The organism is Aestuariispira insulae (genome assembly GCF_003385955.1).
GTDB classification, from domain to species: Bacteria; Pseudomonadota; Alphaproteobacteria; order UBA8366; family Aestuariispiraceae; genus Aestuariispira; species Aestuariispira insulae.
This window is the reverse complement of record NZ_QRDW01000004.1, coordinates 284,944-305,394: the sequence shown is the minus strand read 5'-3', so window position 1 is coordinate 305,394 and position 20,451 is coordinate 284,944. Positions and strand designations below refer to the sequence as shown.

The window sequence follows — 20,451 nt, the reverse complement described above, 5'->3', positions numbered from 1 at the left end:
TTTGATTTAGCCGTCTGTGAGGCGGCAAACATAATCGGCGATGGCCAGGGACGCGGTCAATCCGGGTGATTCTATGCCAAACAGATTGACCAGTCCCGGCACTCCATGATCAGACGGGCCCTGGATGACAAAATCCGCGGCCGCCTCATTTGGGCCGGCAATTTTGGGCCTGATGCCGCTATAACCAGGCATCAACGCTCCATCTCTTAATCCTGGCCAGTAACTGCGTACGGCGTCATAGAAACTGTTTGCCCGGGCCGGGTCCACCGGATATTCCAGCTGATCAATCCATTGAGTATCGGGTCCGAATTTTGCCTGGCCCCCCAGATCCAGTGTCAGGTGAACGCCGAGCCCAGCCTCGTCCGGCATGGGATAAATCAGATGGCTGAAGGGTGCCTTGCCATCTAGAACAAAATAGTTCCCTTTGCACAGATATTCCTTGGGTATATTGTCCGGATTCAAGCCCGCTATTCTGCGGGCTAGAGACGGTGCCGCAAGGCCCGCAGCATTGATAACCAGATTTGCAGTCAGTTCCATGGGAGCCTCCCCGCCGGTTATCAGACGGATGGCTCCGTTATCCAGTGTTTCTCCTTCGCGAACCGGGGATTGGAATGCGATCATGGCGCCATGGGCCTCACTGTCGCCTTGCAGAGCCAGCATATAGCCGTGACTGTCTATGATGCCGGTCGAGGGGGATAATAATGCGGCGACACAGTTCAATTCTGGCTCCAATGATTGAGCTTGCCCCTGATCAAGGGGGGTAAGGTCATCCACGCCGTTGGCAATTGCTTTTTGCTGAATACCTTCTATCTGCGCGACTTGCGCATTCGCACTGGCCACGATCAATTTGCCGCACCGCCGATATTCCACTTTAAAAGCTTCACAGAATTGATAGAGCGCTTTATTGCCTTCCAGGCAAAGGCGTGCTTTCAGGCTGCCTTGCGGGTAATAAATGCCGGCATGGATCACCTCACTGTTGCGCGAGCTGATTCCGGTACCAATAGCATCTTCTGCCTCAAGGATAATCACATCACGGCCTTGGCGGGCCAGAGCCCTTGCGACCGCCAGGCCTACGACCCCGGCACCAATGACCACACTGTCGACAGTTGCCTTGTCCAACTTACCATTCCCTCGCTTGCTCAATACCTATACCGCTGCTATCACGTCCTAAATGCATGATCAATCGGCCTTTGGCAGGCATCGTGTTGCTGAGAGAATGACTTGGGCCCAGAGTGAAAGAGAGATTCATGAAAGACGACAGCCTTTTGGCCCATGCCGGGCGCCATCCGTTCAAAAACAAAGGTGTGGTCAATCCGCCGGTCTATCATGCCTCGACCATTCTATTTCCCACATTGGATAGCTTTCACGGCCGCGATCCAAAAGTGAAAGTGACCTACGGTCGGAAAGGCACACCGACCAGCCACGCGCTGGAGGATGCGGTTTGTGCGCTGGAAGGCGGTGCCGGCACGGTGACAGCCTCTTCCGGCCTTGGTGCAGTTACAACGGCCATTCAGGCCTGCACCAAAGCAGGTGATCATGTTCTGATCACAGACAGTGTTTATGCGCCAACCCGCCTCTATATGGATAAGATGTTGGCCCGTTTCGGCGTGACAGTGGAGTATTACGAGCCGACGATTGGGGCCGATATCGAGAAATATATCAAACCAGAAACAGCCATGATCTTCATGGAAGCGCCGGGATCCTGGACCTTTGAAATGCAGGATGTGCCGGCCATCGTTTCGGTGGCCAAGAAACATGAAATTTTGACCATCATCGACAATACCTGGTCCGCCGGATATTTCTTCAAACCCCTGTCGCTTGGGGTGGATATTTCCGTCCAGGCCGCGACAAAATACATCGTGGGCCATTCCGATGCCATGATGGGGGTGATCACCTGTAATGAAGCCACCCTACCCCGGGTGCGTGAAGCCGCATGGCTTTTGGGCATGTGCGCCGGTCCGGATGATTTGTATCTGGCCCAGCGCGGGCTTCGTTCCATGGGAACCCGACTTCGCCAGCATCATGAAAATGGGGTCAAGCTGGCCAATTGGCTCAAAAACCGGCCGGAAGTGACGCGAGTCATGCATCCGGCCCTGCCTGATGATCCGGGGCATGAGATTTGGAAGCGGGATTTCACCGGCGCCTGCGGTTTATTCGGGTTTGTCATGAATGAAGTGCCGGAAAAAGCCCTGGCTGCCATGCTGGAGGGCCTGCATTTCTTTGGCATGGGTTATAGCTGGGGTGGATTTGAAAGCCTGTTGATCCCGGTCAACCCCAATAGCGTGCGTACCGCAGCGAAATGGGATGGCGAGGGCCAGACTATGCGTATGCATGTCGGTCTTGAGGATGTGGAGGATCTGATTCTGGATCTAGAAGCCGGGTTTGAACGCCTGAAACAGGCTCTTTGATACTCCGACAGGTGAAAATCTGTAAGTTTGCTGGAAAATCAACAAAAAACGCTTATCTTGAAGGAATGATTCCATAGCCCTGAGATCCAGCACCCGGCTCTCCCAGGGCTTTCCTGCCGGGGTTGCTAGGAATGACTATGGACAGCCATCAGATTCCCAACATTCTTGCACCGGAGGATCAGGCAAGACTGCTGTTGCGCGAAACCGACGGCTGGGCACTTTCCCCTGTTTTGGACTGGATGTTCAGTTCTTCGGCAAAAACGCTGGATGCCACGGAATTGTTGCGTGGACTTGTGGATGAATTGCTGGCGGTCGGCGCGCCGATTAATCGAATCCGTTATTCCTTTTGGACCATTCATCCACAAATTGCGGCGATTACCTTTATCTGGACCAAAACCGATGACCATATTGAACAGGTTTCGGTCCCGCATGGCATTCGCGAAACGGGTGCATGGATCGGCAGCCCGGCGGAAAAGGTTGTCAATACTCAGCAATTGCAGCGCTATCGTATGGATGAGCTGGATTTTGATAAAGAACATCCGGTGTTGCGGGAACTGCATGTACAAGGCGTTACAGATTACGTCGGTATTCCCATGCGGGCTGCCAGCGGCGAGTATCACACTGTTTTTATCTCCACAGATCGGCCAGTTGGGTTTTGCGACCAGGACATAAGTAAATTCAACAGGATGTGTGACTTCCTTCAGCCAAAAGTCGAGGTTTTGGCCATGCGAAGCATGTCTGTGGAATTATTGAATACCTATGTCGGAGCCAGGACGGGACAGCGCGTGTTGCGTGGCCAGATCAAGCGGGGCGACGGAGAGTTGATCGAAGCGGCCTTGTGGTTCAGCGATCTGCGGGATTTCACTGCACTGACCGAGAGCCTCCCTGCTGAGGAATTGCTTGATGTGTTGAACACATATTTTGAATTTGTGTTTGACGCCGTCAATGAATTTGGCGGTGAAGTGCTACGCTTTATCGGCGATGCTATGTTAATCGTCTTCACCGCTGAAACAGCCGGCGGCCCCAAAGAAGCCTGCCGTGCCGCCCTTAAGGCCGCAGAAAGAGCATTCCTGTCCCTCGCATCTTTTAACGAAGGCAGGGAGAAACAGGGAAAACCTGAGATCCGGTTTGGCGTCGGCCTGCATGAAGGCACCGTCATTTACGGTAATGTCGGTGCGCCGGCACGCCTTGATTTCACTGTCATGGGGCCTGCAGTGAACAGAACGGCACGCCTTGAAGGGTTGACCAAGGATGTGGGCTGTCCCTTGTTAATGTCTAAGGATTTCGCGGCCATTGCAGATGTGGAGACCGTGTCCAGAGGCATTCACAAAATGCGAGGGGTGGAAGAACCTCAGGAAGTATTCTCGCTGCAATCTTGCCAGGGGATTTGACTGTCTGGAAAAACGGCAATGTTATGTCGGAATAATTTACAAAATTAACTTTCCCCAAATTTCTCATTACATTTCAGTGTTGAAATGATTAAGAGAATCTGACTGGCATTTCTATTGCTTGAAGATGTCAAACGCCTATATGCGTTGAACAGACAATGACGCGGCATTCAGATCGCATTCACATCTGGGAGGGGACGGGGCATGACGGCGGCTTGGATATTGGATATCTATGCTAAATCTCCTGCAGCGTTGTTCGATCCGCGGGACATGAAGCTGTTTTCAGAGCTATATGACTTTATTCAGATCAGGGATATCGAATTGTTGCGGCATGCAGATTTGACCGACAGCATCCCTTATTCCCGGATACGTTTCCTCAAAAAACTCGTGCTGCGTTGGAATAAAGGCGGCTATCGGTTTCAGGATCGCGAGTTGCAGGAGAAACTGGAACGTCTGCTGGCGACAGCAGACGACCTGGATATTGAAATTTTCAAACATGGAATGCCCCTGCCCTCACAAGCCAACAGATTCCTGCTTGTGCCGCCGCGAGAAAAGCTGGCTGGGGAATATTCCGCCGTGACCCGGCAAAACCTGGCTCAGATTCGAAGCCTCATCAGGCTTCTTTGGCAACATTTTGCCGCCTTGGAGCGTTCGGCCTCAGCCAAGTTTTATCCGATGGGTGTGACGGAATAAGTGTTAAGGCGCGACTTTGCGCTGCATGATTGGATGAAGAGCGTGACAGCAGTCAGTTTGACGCCAGCTCAATCGCGGAAATTGACGAATTGCAAAGGCAGTTCGATATCCATGGACTTAAACAGGGTGATTGCCTCTTGCAGATCGTCCCGTTTTTTGCCGGTCACCCGAACTTCATCACCTTGAATTGCGGCTTGAACCTTCAGTTTGCTCTGCTTCACTGCCTTGGTCAGCTTTTTTGCAAGTTCCTTATCGATGCCCTGCCGGATGGTGACCGTCTGTCGCACCATGTTGCCGGAAGCAGCCTGCGGCGTTCCATAGTCCAGGGCGGCGGCATCCACATTCCTGCGCGTCATATGAGTTGCCAGCAGTTCATGGATCTGGCGCAGCTTCATGTCATCATCCGCCAGGATCGTGATGACCTCTTCAGCCTGAGTGACTTCGCTTTCTGACCCTTTGAAGTCATAGCGTTGTGCAATCTCACGTTTTACACCATCCAGAGCATTGGCAACTTCCTGCATGTCGGTTTTTGAAACAACGTCAAATGATGGCATCTGTGGATCCTCGTCACGAATTTTTTGGAAGTGATCAGAATAAAATCTATATTGTTTTGCCTATTTCCTGGCAAGTGGATAGAGTTCCACCTTCCTGAAGATGACAGTCTGTTTCCCTTCATTTATTTGTTCTTAGATACTAATGATAAACCGTTTTCTCCAATCCCTTGTTGCTGTTTTTCTTGTGGCTGTGTTGGTGGTGTCCGTTCAGGTGATGAAGAAGGGCGAACGATATCCGCAGTCCGATGAATACCGCTATCTTCATATGGCTGAAAACCTTGTTGATTACGGTGTTATAACCGAACGACCCCGAAAGGATGGGGATGTTAAACTGACGCCCAGCATGAAATTTGCGCCGGTGACGCCGCTATATTTCGCCGGGATCATGTCGGTTGATCCGGTTTTCAAGGAAACCATCTCCTGTATTCTTAAGGCAGGCGAAAGTCAGGCACCTGCACAATGCGCTCTGAATTATGGTGCCTATCTTCCCATCCAGATTGTTGTTGCAGGGCTTGGCCTCGTTTTGATCTGGCAGATTGCCGCATTATGCGGCGCGGGTGTGAAAACCAGGTGGTTCTGTCTTTTTGTGGCTTTGTCATCGGGCCAGCACGCCTATTTTGCCCGTCATTTCCTAACAGAAGGATTGGTTCTGTTTTTCTTTTCCGCCTTCACGTTTTTTCTGTGTCGCGCGGCCCATTTTCTAATTGAAACAAAAGCAATCAGAACCTGGGATTGGGTGTTGGCGGGCTCAGCGCTGGCTATCTGCAGTTTGAATCGCCCCACTTTTGTTTTTCTTGGTTATGCCATTATCGCCTGCCTCCCGGTTTTGCTCATTTGGGCAAAATATAAGAATCCCGCGGTCCGGAAATCCCGGGCAAAGGCCTTTAAGCCGGCATTATTCTTTGCCCTCGGTTTCGGGCTGTTACTGCTTCCCCTGCTGATTCGCAACTGGGTGCAGTTTGAGAGCCTTGCCCTGACCAGCGGTCACGGAGCCCATATTTTGATTGAGCGGGTTTCTTATAATCAAATGACCATGACCGAGTGGCTGGCCGGATGGATATATTGGCTGCCGGATTTTGGCGACAACCTGGCCTTTCACTTATTTGGTGCGGAAAACATTGAACGCCTAAGATGGTATGCGGAGGAAGGGTTTTATCGTGTCGGCAATGATGAACTTCAAAAACAGATCCGCGCGGAAGCCGCAGCGTCAGAACAAAACGTCTTGGCCTATACGTTGCAAACTTATGTCATCCGGGATTTACCAACCCATGTGATTGTTACATTGCTGCTTTGTTGGCGCGGCATGTTCCTGGCAAAGAATTTTGGTCTGATCACCCATGTCTTTGCTGCCGGTCAGATGGTTTCACAAATACGCAGTCGAAGGATTGTTTCGATTTTAACCGTCGCGGCGCCGGCTCTTTTCATCCTGGGTCTGAATGGATTTCTCTCCGTCAACGCCAAGCGCTACAATGTTGGGCTATTGCCCTATCTCTCCATATTCGGATCGATCGGTCTTTTATCCATCGGTCAATGGATATTTGCCGTCATATGCAGGAAGGCTGGCCGGTCAAATACATAGCCCATGCATCACAGCTTGATGCGATTAAAGGATGTAAGGCAGTCTTGATTTGAAAGAAGAGATGGCGATCCCGGCAGGACTCGAACCTGCAGCCGTCAGATTAGAAGTCTGGTGCTCTATCCAGTTGAGCTACGGGACCACAAAAGCCGTTCTAGTATTAGACGGCGCATTAATTCCCTGATCAGTGTGTCCAGGGAGCAATGCGATGATAGGCGAAATTGTCAGCATAAGCCTTCGGCTTGATCTTACGGCTGCGCTCTTCATGGATGGTATAGGAATGGCCGTGCTTCTCAGCATAGGCAACCGCGTCTTCCCGACTGTCAAAGCTGAGCCGAACCTGTTTGGACGTGTCGGCAGAACCAGACCAACCCATCAGAGGATCCGGTCGTACGGCATCGCGTGGTTCAAATTCCATAACCCAGCTGTTGGATTTTGCCCGTCCGGACTGCATCGCTGTTTTCGCAGGTTTGAAAATGCGTACTTCCATCAAACTGGCTCCACATGAATTAGAACGAACAGCCCAACAAAACCATCCTGTCGGATTGCTTTTATCTTATGGTCGGGGCACGAGGATTCGAACCTCGGACCCCCTGCTCCCAAAGCAGGTGCGCTACCAGACTGCGCCATACCCCGTCACAAGATTTGCTGCGGCTTAAGTACTGATTTTGTGAACGTCTGGCAAGCCCTTAAATTGCATGAAATCAACGTAAAAATCCATACAGTGCCGGAAATACGTCAGAATTCACGTCAGAAAGTCCAAAGTGTGATGAGACTGCTCCTGCCCGTCGTTAATGATCAATGAATTGCGCCAGCGCTTGGGCGCTTGGCTGCAGAGCTGCTAATCAGAAATCAACCAGGTAAGGCTTGCAGGTTATCCTGCAGAACAGTTGGGAATGAATTCTTCACTAAAAGCGGGCAACACATATACCGGCATTTGATAGGCAAAATCCATTTTTCGGTTATCAGTATGATTCATGCTAACCCGGACATCAGAACCGTTCTGTGAAACCTTCACTACCCAATAGTCATATATGCCAAACTTGGCATAAGTCGATGTGAAGTCTTCTTCAATTGGGCGTCGGATCACAATGGTTTGGCTTTCCGGCATATTCTCCTTAGTGATGGCCAACATTACCAATGCATCCAGCTCTTCTTCTGTTTCTCCAAAAGTAATCCCAGCGTGGTGATGTTTGAATATCTTCGTATATAAACACGCTCCCACATCCATGTAGTCTTTATTTGAGACGTCTACATCGAAATTCATAGGCCCTTTGTAGGTTGAGCATCCTGTCAGGCTGACCGCGAGAAATGCGGCAGAAATCAATCGGTAATTCATAACAAATCCAAGATATAAGGCCTTAATCAAAGGCCCAAACTATTTCCCTGTAACGGAGGTTACAACGGTTCCTTGACAATCAACCCCGAACCCAAAGGAACACCTTTTTTGGAGTGCGAATCGAGGGAAACCTCTAATCATTATTTTTAATAGCTGGATATCGAAGGAGAAAACTGAGTTATTGCAGGCTTTAGATTCATCCGATCATTTCAAAGGAACGCTGCGCGGTGCTGTAGAGCTCATCCAGCATTTTTGCCATTTCTTCACTCGGCTCTTCAAGGTTGCCCAAGTCCGTGCATGTCAGGCCATATGGTGCCAGATCGAGGATATGAACCATCTCCAGGCGCGTATTATCTTCCTCTTTCTCCCGGGATAGAAAGCGGTGCAGCAGGATGGGACTGTCCAAATCGGGGAAACGATTCTTCGCCGCTTGCTCATAGGGGGCAATCGTTTCATCTTCCGTCGGATTATCGGCATCAAGACAATGGGCATCGGAGACCAATTGGTGACGCCCAAACACCAGGACGCGGCCCGAAGGGTCTTCGACGGTTTCAGCCTCTTCCCGCACTGAAATGAACAGTATTTTGCGATCTTCCGCTGGGTCTCTTTCTATATAGGCCCAGCTTTTTGCATCAAACATCCCCGGAGCAGAAATCCCGGTGGTGTGGTCAAACAGATATTTGTAATTAATGTTCACAATGGCGGCGTTGGGTGAGATTTTGTCCAGCCTGTTCCAATAGTCAAATGTATTGCCTGCGGCCAGGGGGATATCGCTGGGATCAACGCTGGCGGGGATTTCATATCCCGGATCCGAAGATTCGGCATACTCGCATCCGGACAACAGATTTGCGGCCAACAGAAACAGGCAGGCAGGTTTAGCAAGGATTGACCGGAACAAGTTTTTCTCCTCATTGAGATCAAACTCTCAGAACTTTGTTCTGAACTAATCTTCATGATGCTATCATTATCAACGCTCTGTTAATAAACTCTGCGCGATAATCATCCCATGGCTAATATTTCCTATCGCATAAACTCCATCCGTTCAATTGATCTGCAGTTGAACGAATCCGAAGAAAGAGTGGTGGCCGTTGCCTTGATCGAAAAGGCGATAGAAATCTGGGTCAGCCAAGGCTATTCCGATGATACGGTCAAACAATTGATCGATACGGTATTCACCCGCTATCAGGAAGGGAAGTGAATATCTCGGTTTGTGGGGCTGTTAGGGCCGGAAGATCGGATGCTGCACCCGGTCACCAACCGCTATTCCCAGCTTCTCCGCCATTCCCCCCTTCAACTCCAGGACCGCTCGAACCTCTCCCTTTGACGAAATCGTGGATAATGAATGCGGGGTCGTACGCTCGACAATCTTTTCTATGATGCCATTGCTTCGGACGAACAGCATATCCAGCGGAATCAATGTGTTTTTCATCCACATGGAGGCACGTTGAGGATAACCATAATCAAATAGCATCCCAGCACGTTCTTCCAGTCCCTTGCGGAACATCAAGCCGCGGGCTCTCTGCTTTTCTGTGCGTGCGACCTCTACCAGAAATTCCTGTTTGCCTTCCTGAGTGATAATGGTGAGGTGATTCGTTTCGAATAGGGTCTCCTGTTGGGCACTGGCCGGAGCCGCCAAAAACAGCAAGAAGAGCACTGGATACAACATCTTCATCTCTCACCGGTTTCCTTCATCTTTATTCGCCTGGAATCCCAACCGGTTGGCCATTATTGTCAGCGGCCTCCTGCTGTCTGGTCCACATCTGGGCATACAGCCCGTCTTGTGCGATCAAATCCGGGTGCCGGCCTGATTCGACAACCTGTCCATTTGATAGAACCAGGATCTGATCCGCGTCGACCACGGTGGAGAGCCGGTGGGCAATCATAAGAGTGGTTCTCCCACGGCTCACTTCTTTCAGACTCATCTGGATTTCACGCTCTGTCGCCGTATCCAGGGCGGATGTGGCTTCATCAAACAACAGGATCGCTGGTTGTTTCAAGATCGTCCGCGCTATGGCGACCCGTTGTTTCTCGCCGCCAGATAGTTTTAGTCCTCTTTCGCCGACAACCGTATCATATCCTTCCGGCAGGCTGAGGATGAATTCGTGGATGCTGGCTAATTTGGCAGCATGTTCCACCTCTTCCCGGTTGGCACCCGGGCGGCCATAGGCAATGTTATAGAAGATCGTGTCATTGAACAGAACGGTATCCTGCGGCACGATCCCGATAGCCTGACGAAGGGATTTCTGCGTCACATCGCGCAGGTTCTGCTGATCAATGGTGATAGCTCCCTGATCCGCGTCATAAAAACGGAATAGCAAGCGGCTGATCGTCGATTTTCCGGCGCCACTGGGACCGACAATAGCAATGCTGCCACCGGCAGGAACCTTGAAAGAAACATCTTTTAGGATCGGTCGTCTTGGATCATAGCCAAAAGAAACTTGTTCGAAGCGAAGTTCTGCGCCGTTAACGTTGAGAGACGTGGCATTTTCATTGTCGGAGACTTCCTGGGATACGCGCAGTAATTCGAACATATCCTCCATATCAGTTAGCGACTGGCGGATCTGTCGATAGACAAAGCCTAGAAAATTGAGGGGCAGATAGAGTTGAATCAGATAAGTGTTTACCATGACGAAATCACCCAAAGTCATGGTGCCTTCTATGACGCCCTGCCCAGCCATCATCATCAGAATCACCAGGCCTGCCGCGATAATGCCGCCCTGGCCGATATTTACCGCCGACAGGCTGACGGTAGAGGTGATCGCCGCTTTCTCGTAGCCGCGCATTGCCCGGTCAAACCGCTGGGCTTCGTGGTCTTCATTGCCAAAATATTTGACAGTTTCAAAATTCAGCAGGCTGTCAATAGCTTTGGTATTGGCTTCATTATCCTTGTCGTTCATCTGTCGCCTGAATTTCAGGCGCCATTCCGTGACCAGCATGGTGAAGGCGATATAGGACCCAATAGTGACGAAAGTGACCAGAGCGAACCAAAAATCGAAGAAAGCCCAAAGCAACCCGCAGACCATGAAGATCTCAAGCAGCGTCGGCAGAATGTTGAACAGGGTGAAATTGAGCAGGAATTCAATCCCCTTCACACCCCTGTCAATCGCCCGTGACAATCCACCAGTCTGACGATCCATATGAAACCGCAGCGAGAGGGAATGAAGATGCTGGAAGGTTTGCAGAGCGACAACCCGAAGCGCGCGCATCTTAACTTTGGCAAATAATGCTTCTCGCATTTCCTGAAAAACCACGGTCATCAGGCGGGCCAGCCCATAGGCCAGCAACAACGCCACAGGCAGGGCCAGGATCGCCTGCTCGCCATCCAGCGCATCAACGACGTCTTTGAAAATCACCGGGACGGTTACATTGGTCACTTTGGCCAGCGCCAGGCAAAACAGCGCCAGGGTCACACGCAGCCGAATGCCGGGTTTGTTGCGCGGCCAGAGATACGGCAGCAACGTCATCAATGTTTTCCATTGATTGCGCCGTTTTTCACGATTGGCGGATGCGTCAGTCATAAAAACATTTTTCCTGATCGAGATCATTATTCGAATATCTTCGAAATAAGAAGATAGGGGCAGAGAAGCATGATTACCAGCCGCGATTTAACCGATTTACGATTTAGCAATTGACCTGGCCCGGTACAGAAGCAAAGATCAACACGATTCCGAGGGGAGCCCGGAGAAAGGGCTGAGAGACCGTTATCGCCAGTTTTGGTGCCACGGAGACCCTTTGAACCTGATCCGGGTTATACCGGCGGAGGGACGGGAAAAACTGTGGCTTGGCCGCAAGACGAACCAGATTATTCATCTCCCCATCCAATCCGCATCCCGGGTCTTCTGTTTATCAATCAGGAGGTCCAGAATGCCCTATGACGACAAGACAATGCCGGTGAAAGTGACCACCGGCCCCCTGCCCGCATCGAGCAAGCTTTATGTGCCGGGCGAAATCCATCCCGAAATCCGGGTTCCCATGCGTGAGATCGAATTGCATCCAAGCGCCGAAGAACCGCCGGTCCGGGTCTATGATACATCGGGAAAATATAGCGAGGAAAATCCTGATATTGATCTGGATGCGGGTCTGACACGCATCCGAGAGGAGTGGATCCGATCCCGTGGCGATGTAGAGGAATATAAGGGCCGTGCGGTGAAACCGGAGGATAACGGTTTTGCCGAGGGGGACCGATTGGTGCCGGAATTCCCTTCGAAACGGGCGCCACTGCGCGGCCGTGACGGTGCCTGTGTCACACAGCTGGATTATGCCCGACGCGGTATTATCACGCCGGAAATGGAATTTATCGCAATCCGCGAAAATATGGGCCGACAACAGGCGGCTGAAGAAGCGGCGGAACGGGATGGTGAATCTTTCGGTGCAGATATACCGGATTTCATCACGCCGGAATTCGTCCGATCCGAAGTGGCCCGGGGGCGTGCTGTGATCCCCGCCAACATCAATCACCCGGAAGCCGAGCCGATGATCATCGGACGGAATTTTCTGGTAAAGGTTAATGCCAATATCGGCAATTCGGCAGTGACCTCTTCTGTGGCGGAGGAGGTCGAAAAAATGGTCTGGTCGACCCGCTGGGGCGCGGACACTGTGATGGATCTGTCCACGGGTCGCAATATTCACAATATCCGGGAATGGATCATCAGGAACTCACCTGTGCCGATCGGTACAGTGCCAATCTACCAGGCCCTGGAAAAGGTGAATGGCATCGCAGAGGATCTGACCTGGGAAATCTTCAGGGACACTCTGATTGAACAGGCGGAACAGGGTGTCGATTACATCACCTTCCATGCCGGTGTCCGGCTGGCTTACATCCCGATGACGGCAAACCGGGTGACCGGGATCGTCAGCCGCGGCGGATCCATCATGGCGAAATGGTGCCTGGCCCATCATCAGGAAAATTTCCTCTATACGCATTTTGAGGAAATTTGTGATATTGCAAGGGCTTACGACATGTCTTTCAGCTTGGGCGACGGCATGAGGCCGGGGTCTATCGCAGATGCCAATGACCGGGCGCAGTTTGCGGAGCTGGAGACCTTGGGTGAGCTTGCCAAAACTGCTCGGGAAAAAGGGGTCCAAGTGATTATCGAAGGCCCCGGTCATGTGCCCATGCATAAAATCAAGATCAACATGGACAAGCAGTTGAAGGAATGCGACGAAGCCCCCTTTTACACGCTTGGGCCGCTCACTACCGACATTGCGCCGGGATATGACCATATCACCAGTGGGATCGGGGCGGCTTTGATCGGCTGGTTCGGCTGCGCTATGCTATGTTATGTGACCCCCAAGGAGCATTTGGGCCTGCCCGACCGTGAAGATGTGAAGGTCGGTGTTATCACCTACAAAATTGCGGCTCATGCGGCGGATCTGGCCAAAGGGCATCCCGGCGCCCAGATTCGGGATGATGCGCTGAGCCGCGCCCGGTTTGAATTCCGCTGGCAGGATCAGTTCAACCTGGCGTTGGACCCGGAGACGGCGGAACAGTATCACGACCAGACCCTGCCAAAACAGGCACATAAGGTGGCGCATTTCTGTTCCATGTGTGGGCCGAAATTCTGCTCCATGAAAATCTCGCAGGATATCCGCGATGAAGCAGCCAAAGGCATGGAAAGCATGTCCGAGGCCTTCCGAAGTGCTGGGTCACAGATTTATCAGGACTATTCGGATGTAGAAGTGGTCCGGAAATCAAACAGGGCGCTGGAAAGCTAAACCGACAAATCGGAACCGGTCTGCATTCTTCAGACCGGTTCCCTTTCTTCCACCCATGTAAAATCCGGTAAAGAAAGCCAGCGATCCGTGGGACAGCCCTCGGCACCGATGCCGACGATCAACCGGTGGGCTGCGGCCCCTTCTTTCAGGGTTAACAGACCTTGTTCCGCCAGATGGCGCAGATCGGCGGCGGCTTGCATTGTATCTGGCAGCTCCAGGACTATATCCCTTAGAGTGAGGCTGTTTTTTTGCAATGGCACATCCCGGTCCCATTGGTCCGGCCGTTCGGTGCCCGGTGAACGGAACAGGAAGGGCTGCTGAATATCCCTTGAAAGTTCGGCCACAGGTATGGTCAGGCCATAGGGTGCTTCATATCCCCAACAGGATACAGGCAAGTCCTTATCCAGTGCGTTACCGCGACCGCGATAGGCGATGCCAAATGGGCTGGCGCCGTTTGATTGCCATTGGGCGCGTTCATGAAGCCTGGTTTCCAGGACTGCAGGGCTGGTGATCTTGTCCAGTTCGTTTACGAAAAGCAGTTCCAAATAGGCATTGCCGAAAAAGAAATTTTTATTGCTGGTTCCCTGCCCTGGATGGTCGCGACCGCCGCCGGAAACAAGGCCAAGCTTTTCCAGATACCGGACTTCTGGTGCGCCCGGTGAGACCCAAACGAATATATGGTCCAGTTCCATACGCGCCTCTGCTATGCCCATTCACGCGTCAGAAGAAGACGAATGTGATCAGGACGAAACAGGGAACCAGGAAGATGCAGGACCAGACCATATAGCCGAAGAAACTGGGCATGGAGATTCCGCGTTCTTCCGCGATGGAGCGGACCATGAAGTTCGGCGCGTTACCGATATAGGTATTGGCGCCCATGAAGACCGCACCGGCAGAAATGGCAAGCAATGTGTTTGCCAACGGCCCCATCAAATGGCCTGCGTCGCCGCCAGCGGTGTTGAAGAATACCAAATAAGTCGGTGCGTTATCCAGGAAACTGGACAGGATTCCGGTCAGCCAGAAATACATGTAATTCACCGGCTCGCCAGACTCACTGGTAACCGCAGAAACCACAGGCTCCAGCGCACCGGAGGTCCCTGCCTTCAGGATGGCAATGGCAGGAATGATGGTGATGAAAATCCCCGCAAACAATTTCCCAACTTCCAGAATTGGGAACCAGGAGAAACCATTGGCAACCCTGCTGGACCGGCTGGTCAGTTTCAATGAAAGCAAGGCAAGGCCGATCAAAGCCAGATCGCGCAGAACATTCTGTAATTCCACATGGACATGGAAAACGGTAAATTCTATGCCCGGCTTCCAGATGCCGCTCATCAGAACCGCAGCGACAACGCCGCCCAGGAGCAGGATATTGATGCCGCCCTCGATTTTGATGCCGTCAGGTTCATCCTTATGCAACTCATTCAAATCCGGAAGACTGCCCTCTTTCTTGTAATAATAACTGTCCAGCAGGAAGAAAACCGCCAGCAGAATTACCGAAACCAATGCCATCGGGGCCAGCATATGAGATGTCGGCCAGAAGAAGCTGACACCTTTCAGGAAACCCAGAAACAGCGGCGGGTCGCCCAGCGGCGTCAGGGAGCCACCAATATTGGCCACGAGGAAAATGAAGAAAACAATCACATGAACTTTATGGGTCCGCCACTCATTGGCCCGGATCAAAGGGCGGATCAGCAGCATGGCCGCACCGGTGGTGCCCATCCAACTCGCGATAACGGTCCCGATCAGCAGGAAGGTGGTGTTGACGATCGGCGTTCCCTGCAGCTTGCCGCGCACCCGCACACCGCCGGCCACGGTGAAAAGTGCGAATAACAGGATGATGAAGGGCAGATATTCCAGGAAGAATACATGCAACGTTTCAAACAGGGCCAGTTCCCAGCCGAACTGAAGGGTGAATGGAATCATGAAGGCTAGGGCCCAAGCTGCGGAAATCTTACCAAAATGATGGTGCCAGAAATCTTCGGCCACAAGCGGGAAGATGGCGATTGACAATAAAATGCCTGCGAAGGGAACAGCCCAGATCAGAGCCATTTCCCCACCATCGAGATGAGGGGCACCGGCACCAGCGGCCTGCGCGGGTATGCTGTACAAAATCGCGAACAAAATCGTGAGAGTGGCCGTGGTGATTTTCTGGTACATCCCTGTTCCTCGGTATCGCCCTGAGAGAATTTTGCCAAACATGATGAATACGCCGGAGGAGTCAACTCCGGAACGGCGAATCTGCCTTGTTTAACTGATTCGTCCTGCCGGCAGGAATAAAATATGCCATCGGCCCTCTGCCACAGATTGCAATGGGTATAGGATTATCGATTGGTTGGGCGGGATGTTGCCTGGGCTGTCGGCAACCATTTTTCAAGCTTGCGCCCATCAGCCGTAACCACCTTCTTCTGCTTGCGCTGGATTTTCGGTTTCTCGCGACCGGAAAAGAACCTTACGATTTTATCAAACGGGATTTCCTCAAAATGGCCTTTGCGGATCGCCTCCATATAGATCTCGTGATACTGGATCTGCTGATTGATATAGTCTGTAGAATGATGGCAATATTTGCGCCAGATCCGGGCCAGAAAATTCTCGATCTCGGGCGGCATTTTATAGGCGGTGATCTTTGGCCGTCCCAATTCAAAAACGCGATAGACATTGGGTTCCAGCGGGCCCGTTTCGTCCGCAACAAAGGTCGCGGGCATGAGTTTGCGCCCATAATTCATTGCTGCATAGGATCCTTGAGAAATATAGAGCAGGCGCTGGAGTTTCTGCGGCTGGAGATAGATATCTTCCTTGCGGGCAATCTCCGCAAACCAGTTTGCGACATCGATGGCGGATGGAACAGCTGGGGTGGTCATTACGCTAAGGATTCTCCCGGAAACGCCCAATGGTTTTGACAAATGCTACTGTATACCATGCAGAAAGGGCGCGAGTCGCGCTTGTGATCAATAATTTATTCCCCCACTTGCACCCCATGCGGGAGGCGATTACCTTTTTTCAGTCAACCGGCGCAACAGATGTCCGGACCCAAGTCACAGATTAGCACCAGGGAGTCCCGAGATGAAGATGGCAGGCGAAGAATTGATTGCAATCCCACGGCAGCAGGTCTGGGACGGCTTGAATGATCCGGAAGTGCTCAAAGCCTGCATTCCCGGTTGCCTGGACTTGGTCGCAAACGGGGAAAATGGCTATGAAGCGACGGTGCAGGCGAAAATCGGTCCGGTGAAGGCGAAATTCAGCGGCGTGGTGACATTATCCAATGTGGATGCGCCAAACAGCTATACGATCACTGGTGAAGGCAAAGGCGGCGCTGCCGGTTTTGCAAAGGGAGCGGCGGATGTTTCACTTAGTGAAACAGAAGGCGGGACCCTGCTCCGTTATGAGGTTGATGCCAAAGTTGGTGGCAAACTGGCCCAGATCGGGTCCCGGTTGGTGGATGCCAGCGCCAAGAAGCTTGCCGGCGACTTTTTTGCCACTTTTACCGAGGAAGTGAAAAAGCGCGCGCCAGATGAAAATATGGCGGCCCAGCCTAATCCGGCAATGGCGGCTCCGAAGGCAATTGAAAATGAACCGGATCGTGCATCCGAAGAAACGATGCATGCTATGCCGCATCCTGCCCCAATTCCACAGTCGCCAATGCCGGCACCTGGTATCAATCCTGCGGTTTGGGTCATTGGCCTTGTGGCGGTCGCAACGGTGCTTGTTTACGCATTTTATCAATGATCCGCGAATAATTCGTATCGTAATAATGTTGCGCTGCGGTAGTATTAATATTCACAAAAGTTTTATGCGTTTCTCTTGACCTGATTTCAAAGCCGTCCCAAACTTCTCTCAATAAAAGAAATAGTTCCGACGTGTTCAACGCACGATACGGGGATAATAGCACTATAATCAGGGAGAAGCCGCATGACGAATGTGAGCATGACGGTCAATGGCCGTCCGGTCTCAGCGGATGTTGAGCCGCGCACGCTGTTGGTTGAGTATCTTCGTGAAAATATTGGTCTTACCGGAACCCATGTAGGCTGTGACACCAGCCAATGCGGGGCCTGTGTGATCCATGTAGATGGCAAGTCGGTTAAAAGCTGCACCATGCTGGCTGTTCAGGCAGCGGGATGTGAAGTGACTACCATTGAAGGGCTGGCCAATGGGGACGACCTGCACCCAATGCAGGCGGCTTTCCGGGAAAATCACGGTTTGCAATGCGGGTTCTGTACCCCCGGCATGGTGATGAGCGCTGTTGACCTGGTGACCAAAAATCCTGATCTCACGGACACGGAAATCCGAGACGGGCTGGAAGGCAACATCTGCCGCTGTACCGGATACCACAACATCGTCAAATCCGTTCGTGCTGGCAGCAATGCCATGAAAGCTGCGGAATAAAGGGAGGCGGATACCATGAATGATACTGGAATTGGCGCGTCCGTCAGGCGCAAGGAAGATTTCCGTTTTCTCACCGGCCAGGGAACCTATACGGATGACATCAACCGTCCGGGCCAGACATATGGTTATATCCTGCGCAGCCCGGTTGCCCACGCGAAAATCAATGGCATCGATCTGGCTGAAGCCAAAGCGGCACCCGGTGTGGTGGCGATTTTCACCGGCGATGACATGCAGGTCGGTTCAATCCCTTGCGGATGGGGCGTGAATAACAAGGATGGCTCACCTATGAACGAGCCCCCTCACCCGGCCCTGGCCCAGGGCAAGGTCCGCCATGTGGGCGACCAGGTGGCGATCGTGATCGCCGAAAGCTATGCTGAGGCACGGGCCGCGGCAGAGCTGATTGATGTGGATTATGAAGAGCTGCCGGCCGTCGCCGACCTGGCAACCGCGCTGGATCAATCCACTCTGGTTCATGATGAAGCGCCCGGAAATCTTTGTTATGACTGGGAAATTGGCGAAGAGGCTCAGGTTAATGCAATCTTTGAAAGCGCCCATCATGTGACCTCGATGGATATCGTCAATAACCGCCTTGTGCCCAATGCCATGGAGCCCAGGGCCGCCATCGGCGAATATGATTCCGCAACGGGCGAATATACCCTCTATACCACCAGCCAAAACCCGCATGTGATCCGGCTCTTGATGGGGGCATTCGTGCTCCAGATCCCGGAACATAAACTGCGGGTCGTTGCCCCCGATGTTGGCGGCGGCTTTGGCTCCAAGATTTTTCATTATGCGGAAGAAGCAATTGTCACCTGGGCAGCGCAAAAGGTTCGCCGTCCAATCAAATGGCGCGCGGAACGCTCGGAATCTTTTCTGTCCGATGCCCATGGTCGCGATCATGTGACAAAGGCGGAGCTGGCTTTGGATCAAGACGGAAAATTCATCGGCCTGCGCTGTTACACAAAGGCCAATATGGGTGCCTACCTCTCCACCTTCTCCACCTGTGTTCCAACCTATCTGCATGCCACTTTGTTGGCCGGTGTTTACACGACACCTGCCATTTATTGCAATGTGAAGGCGGTTTTCACCAATACTGTGCCGGTGGATGCCTATCGTGGCGCCGGTCGGCCGGAGGCAACCTACCTGCTGGAACGGCTGGTGGATCGGGCGGCCCGGGAAACAGGGATGAGCCAGTCGGAAATCCGGCGCAAAAACTTCATCCCGGAAGACGCCTTCCCCTATCAGACACCGGTGGCACTGCAATATGATTCAGGCAATTACACGGCCACCTTGGACCGGGCCGAAGAGCTTGCCGATGTAGCCGGTTTCCAGGCAAGACGGTCGGAAGCGGCCAGCCGGGGCAAGTTGCGGGGCCTGGGCTATTCCACTTATGTGGAAGCGTGCGGCATTGCCCCAAGCGCTGTTGTCGGCTCGCTTGGGGCACGCGCAGGGCTTTTTGAATCAGCCAATATCCGTGTGCATCCCACAGGATCGGTGACGGTCTATACCGGTTCCCACAGCCATGGACAGGGGCATGAAACCACCTTCGCCCAACTGGTTTCCGACAGTCTCGGTATCCCGATCGAGAATGTAGATATCAGCCACGGTGACACCAACAAAGTGGCGTTCGGCATGGGGACCTATGGCTCCCGTTCACTTGCGGTCGGCGGTGAGGCCATCATGAAGGCGCTGGACAAAGTCATCACCAAATCCAAGAAGATCGCAGCCCATGTGCTGGAAGCTGACAGTGCCGATATCGAATTCAAGGATGGTAAATTCACTGTGGCCGGCACGGATCGGGAAATGGCTTTTGGCGATGTGGCGCTGACCGCCTATGTGCCTCATAACTTCCCCCATGACGAGCTGGAACCCGGGTTAGAGGAACAAGCCTTCTATGACCCGATGAACTTCACCTATCCCGCCGGCTGTCATATCTGCGAGGTGGAAATTGACCCGGATACCGGCGTTGTCGAGGTTGTGGCCATGACCGCCATGGATGATGTCGGCCGAGTGATCAATCCGATGATTGTGGAGGGGCAGATCCATGGCGGGTTGGCGCAAGGGATCGGCCAAGCTTTGATGGAAGGTGCCCGTTATGATGATGACGGACAACTGCTGACCGGATCCTATATGGATTATTGCATGCCGCGTGCCGATGACCTGCCGGATTTCAAGGTCGGCACCACCACTACGCTTTGCACCCATAACTCGCTGGGGGTGAAAGGCTGCGGTGAAGTGGGTGCCATCGGCTCTCCACCAGCCGTGATTAATGCGGTCGTGGATGCGCTCTGGGATCAGGGCGTTCGGGATATTGCCATGCCGGCCACACCAAACGCCGTCTGGAATGCGCTCAACGGTGCAAAAACCGCCATGGCCGCGGAATAAGGAGGGAGATGGA

The 20,451-nt window shown here is 52.5% G+C and carries 19 protein-coding genes, 2 tRNA genes and 1 riboswitch; of the genes, 9 read left to right on the top strand and 12 right to left on the bottom strand.

All coding sequences use genetic code 11. From position 1 onward, the window contains the following. Positions 1-6: 6 nt before the first annotated feature. On the bottom strand, positions 7-1,119 hold the full coding sequence (locus DFP90_RS12275) for an NAD(P)/FAD-dependent oxidoreductase (RefSeq protein WP_115936776.1): 1,113 nt from the start codon (positions 1,117-1,119) through the stop codon (positions 7-9). 128 nt (positions 1,120-1,247) lie between these two features. Here DFP90_RS12275 and metC point away from each other — a divergent pair, with 128 nt between their 5' ends. From metC to DFP90_RS12260, 3 genes are all read left to right on the top strand, one after another. After that, the gene (gene metC / locus DFP90_RS12270) at positions 1,248-2,408 is read left to right on the top strand and encodes a cystathionine beta-lyase (protein ID WP_115936775.1); all 1,161 of its coding nucleotides are present in this window, start codon (positions 1,248-1,250) and stop codon (positions 2,406-2,408) included. 131 nt (positions 2,409-2,539) lie between these two features. Beyond that, on the top strand, positions 2,540-3,799 hold the full coding sequence (locus tag DFP90_RS12265) for an adenylate/guanylate cyclase domain-containing protein (RefSeq protein WP_115936774.1): 1,260 nt from the start codon (positions 2,540-2,542) through the stop codon (positions 3,797-3,799). 201 nt (positions 3,800-4,000) lie between these two features. After that, on the top strand, positions 4,001-4,489 hold the full coding sequence (locus DFP90_RS12260) for a hypothetical protein (protein WP_115936773.1): 489 nt from the start codon (positions 4,001-4,003) through the stop codon (positions 4,487-4,489). Between the two features lie 68 nt (positions 4,490-4,557). Here DFP90_RS12260 and DFP90_RS12255 read toward each other — a convergent pair whose 3' ends face one another. Further along, complete coding sequence (locus DFP90_RS12255) at positions 4,558-5,043, bottom strand: YajQ family cyclic di-GMP-binding protein (protein ID WP_115936772.1); 486 nt, start codon at positions 5,041-5,043, stop codon at positions 4,558-4,560. Between the two features lie 142 nt (positions 5,044-5,185). Here DFP90_RS12255 and DFP90_RS12250 point away from each other — a divergent pair, with 142 nt between their 5' ends. Further along, a complete protein-coding gene (locus tag DFP90_RS12250; protein ID WP_115936771.1) occupies positions 5,186-6,622 on the top strand; it encodes a hypothetical protein in 1,437 nt (478 codons plus the stop codon). A gap of 62 nt (positions 6,623-6,684) precedes the next feature. On the opposite strand, the gene DFP90_RS12245 is transcribed toward DFP90_RS12250, so the two are convergent. The 5 genes from DFP90_RS12245 to DFP90_RS12225 all read right to left on the bottom strand — a co-directional run bounded on the left by DFP90_RS12245 (position 6,685) and on the right by DFP90_RS12225 (position 8,856). Then, a tRNA-Arg gene (locus tag DFP90_RS12245) sits at positions 6,685-6,761 on the bottom strand. Between the two features lie 42 nt (positions 6,762-6,803). Continuing rightward, the gene (locus DFP90_RS12240; RefSeq protein WP_115936770.1) at positions 6,804-7,109 is read right to left on the bottom strand and encodes an ETC complex I subunit; all 306 of its coding nucleotides are present in this window, start codon (positions 7,107-7,109) and stop codon (positions 6,804-6,806) included. Positions 7,110-7,178: 69 nt separating this feature from the next. Then, positions 7,179-7,255, bottom strand: a tRNA-Pro gene (locus DFP90_RS12235). A gap of 238 nt (positions 7,256-7,493) precedes the next feature. Then, positions 7,494-7,958 (bottom strand): hypothetical protein, encoded by a 465-nt coding sequence (locus DFP90_RS12230; RefSeq protein WP_147301002.1) that lies wholly within the window; start codon positions 7,956-7,958, stop codon positions 7,494-7,496. Between the two features lie 196 nt (positions 7,959-8,154). Then, positions 8,155-8,856, bottom strand: coding sequence for a hypothetical protein (locus tag DFP90_RS12225; RefSeq protein WP_115936768.1), 702 nt, complete (start codon positions 8,854-8,856; stop codon positions 8,155-8,157). A 108-nt stretch (positions 8,857-8,964) separates the two neighbouring features. On the opposite strand from DFP90_RS12225, the gene DFP90_RS12220 reads away from it, so the two are divergent. Then, positions 8,965-9,156 carry a hypothetical protein gene (locus tag DFP90_RS12220; protein WP_115936767.1) on the top strand — a complete coding sequence of 64 codons (192 nt, stop codon included), beginning with the start codon at positions 8,965-8,967 and terminating at the stop codon, positions 9,154-9,156. A 21-nt stretch (positions 9,157-9,177) separates the two neighbouring features. Here DFP90_RS12220 and DFP90_RS12215 read toward each other — a convergent pair whose 3' ends face one another. Both DFP90_RS12215 and DFP90_RS12210 read right to left on the bottom strand, forming a co-directional pair. Next, a complete protein-coding gene (locus DFP90_RS12215; RefSeq protein WP_115936766.1) occupies positions 9,178-9,630 on the bottom strand; it encodes a DUF192 domain-containing protein in 453 nt (150 codons plus the stop codon). A gap of 22 nt (positions 9,631-9,652) precedes the next feature. Next, complete coding sequence (locus DFP90_RS12210) at positions 9,653-11,476, bottom strand: ABCB family ABC transporter ATP-binding protein/permease (RefSeq protein WP_115936765.1); 1,824 nt, start codon at positions 11,474-11,476, stop codon at positions 9,653-9,655. A 142-nt stretch (positions 11,477-11,618) separates the two neighbouring features. Beyond that, positions 11,619-11,740: riboswitch (TPP riboswitch) on the top strand. Between the two features lie 82 nt (positions 11,741-11,822). On the opposite strand from DFP90_RS12210, the gene thiC reads away from it, so the two are divergent. Next, positions 11,823-13,673: a phosphomethylpyrimidine synthase ThiC gene (gene thiC / locus DFP90_RS12205; protein ID WP_115936764.1), complete on the top strand. Its 1,851-nt coding sequence runs from the start codon at positions 11,823-11,825 to the stop codon at positions 13,671-13,673. Between the two features lie 29 nt (positions 13,674-13,702). Here the strand turns inward: thiC and DFP90_RS12200 are convergent, their stop codons facing one another. The 3 genes from DFP90_RS12200 to DFP90_RS12190 form a co-directional block, all read right to left on the bottom strand. Further along, positions 13,703-14,365 (bottom strand): VOC family protein, encoded by a 663-nt coding sequence (locus tag DFP90_RS12200; RefSeq protein ID WP_218044658.1) that lies wholly within the window; start codon positions 14,363-14,365, stop codon positions 13,703-13,705. A 28-nt stretch (positions 14,366-14,393) separates the two neighbouring features. After that, positions 14,394-15,830, bottom strand: a complete 1,437-nt coding sequence (locus tag DFP90_RS12195; RefSeq protein WP_115936762.1) for a sodium:proton antiporter — start codon at positions 15,828-15,830, stop codon at positions 14,394-14,396. 164 nt (positions 15,831-15,994) lie between these two features. Beyond that, the gene (locus DFP90_RS12190) at positions 15,995-16,531 is read right to left on the bottom strand and encodes a Panacea domain-containing protein (protein WP_115936761.1); all 537 of its coding nucleotides are present in this window, start codon (positions 16,529-16,531) and stop codon (positions 15,995-15,997) included. A 202-nt stretch (positions 16,532-16,733) separates the two neighbouring features. On the opposite strand from DFP90_RS12190, the gene DFP90_RS12185 reads away from it, so the two are divergent. The 3 genes from DFP90_RS12185 to DFP90_RS12175 all read left to right on the top strand — a co-directional run bounded on the left by DFP90_RS12185 (position 16,734) and on the right by DFP90_RS12175 (position 20,438). Further along, positions 16,734-17,396, top strand: coding sequence for an SRPBCC family protein (locus DFP90_RS12185; RefSeq protein WP_115936760.1), 663 nt, complete (start codon positions 16,734-16,736; stop codon positions 17,394-17,396). Positions 17,397-17,579: 183 nt separating this feature from the next. Then, positions 17,580-18,053, top strand: coding sequence for a (2Fe-2S)-binding protein (locus DFP90_RS12180; RefSeq protein WP_115936759.1), 474 nt, complete (start codon positions 17,580-17,582; stop codon positions 18,051-18,053). 15 nt (positions 18,054-18,068) lie between these two features. Beyond that, positions 18,069-20,438, top strand: coding sequence for a xanthine dehydrogenase family protein molybdopterin-binding subunit (locus tag DFP90_RS12175; RefSeq protein WP_115936758.1), 2,370 nt, complete (start codon positions 18,069-18,071; stop codon positions 20,436-20,438). Positions 20,439-20,451: the final 13 nt, after the last annotated feature.

What these genes read in the sequence shown, in the direction of transcription:
- DFP90_RS12240 (WP_115936770.1), bottom strand. Translation starts at nt 7,109, where the DNA reads ATGGAAGTACGCATTTTCAAACCTGCGAAAACAGCGATGCAGTCCGGA.
- DFP90_RS12215 (WP_115936766.1), bottom strand. Translation starts at nt 9,630, where the DNA reads ATGAAGATGTTGTATCCAGTGCTCTTCTTGCTGTTTTTGGCGGCTCCG.
- DFP90_RS12190 (WP_115936761.1), bottom strand. Translation starts at nt 16,531, where the DNA reads ATGACCACCCCAGCTGTTCCATCCGCCATCGATGTCGCAAACTGGTTT.
- DFP90_RS12220 (WP_115936767.1), top strand. Translation starts at nt 8,965, where the DNA reads ATGGCTAATATTTCCTATCGCATAAACTCCATCCGTTCAATTGATCTG.
- DFP90_RS12210 (WP_115936765.1), bottom strand. Translation starts at nt 11,476, where the DNA reads ATGACTGACGCATCCGCCAATCGTGAAAAACGGCGCAATCAATGGAAA.
- DFP90_RS12200 (WP_218044658.1), bottom strand. Translation starts at nt 14,365, where the DNA reads ATGGAACTGGACCATATATTCGTTTGGGTCTCACCGGGCGCACCAGAA.
- metC (WP_115936775.1), top strand. Translation starts at nt 1,248, where the DNA reads ATGAAAGACGACAGCCTTTTGGCCCATGCCGGGCGCCATCCGTTCAAA.
- DFP90_RS12195 (WP_115936762.1), bottom strand. Translation starts at nt 15,830, where the DNA reads ATGTACCAGAAAATCACCACGGCCACTCTCACGATTTTGTTCGCGATT.
- DFP90_RS12265 (WP_115936774.1), top strand. Translation starts at nt 2,540, where the DNA reads ATGACTATGGACAGCCATCAGATTCCCAACATTCTTGCACCGGAGGAT.
- DFP90_RS12260 (WP_115936773.1), top strand. Translation starts at nt 4,001, where the DNA reads ATGACGGCGGCTTGGATATTGGATATCTATGCTAAATCTCCTGCAGCG.
- thiC (WP_115936764.1), top strand. Translation starts at nt 11,823, where the DNA reads ATGCCCTATGACGACAAGACAATGCCGGTGAAAGTGACCACCGGCCCC.
- DFP90_RS12250 (WP_115936771.1), top strand. Translation starts at nt 5,186, where the DNA reads ATGATAAACCGTTTTCTCCAATCCCTTGTTGCTGTTTTTCTTGTGGCT.
- DFP90_RS12230 (WP_147301002.1), bottom strand. Translation starts at nt 7,958, where the DNA reads ATGAATTACCGATTGATTTCTGCCGCATTTCTCGCGGTCAGCCTGACA.
- DFP90_RS12185 (WP_115936760.1), top strand. Translation starts at nt 16,734, where the DNA reads ATGAAGATGGCAGGCGAAGAATTGATTGCAATCCCACGGCAGCAGGTC.
- DFP90_RS12175 (WP_115936758.1), top strand. Translation starts at nt 18,069, where the DNA reads ATGAATGATACTGGAATTGGCGCGTCCGTCAGGCGCAAGGAAGATTTC.
- DFP90_RS12180 (WP_115936759.1), top strand. Translation starts at nt 17,580, where the DNA reads ATGACGAATGTGAGCATGACGGTCAATGGCCGTCCGGTCTCAGCGGAT.
- DFP90_RS12255 (WP_115936772.1), bottom strand. Translation starts at nt 5,043, where the DNA reads ATGCCATCATTTGACGTTGTTTCAAAAACCGACATGCAGGAAGTTGCC.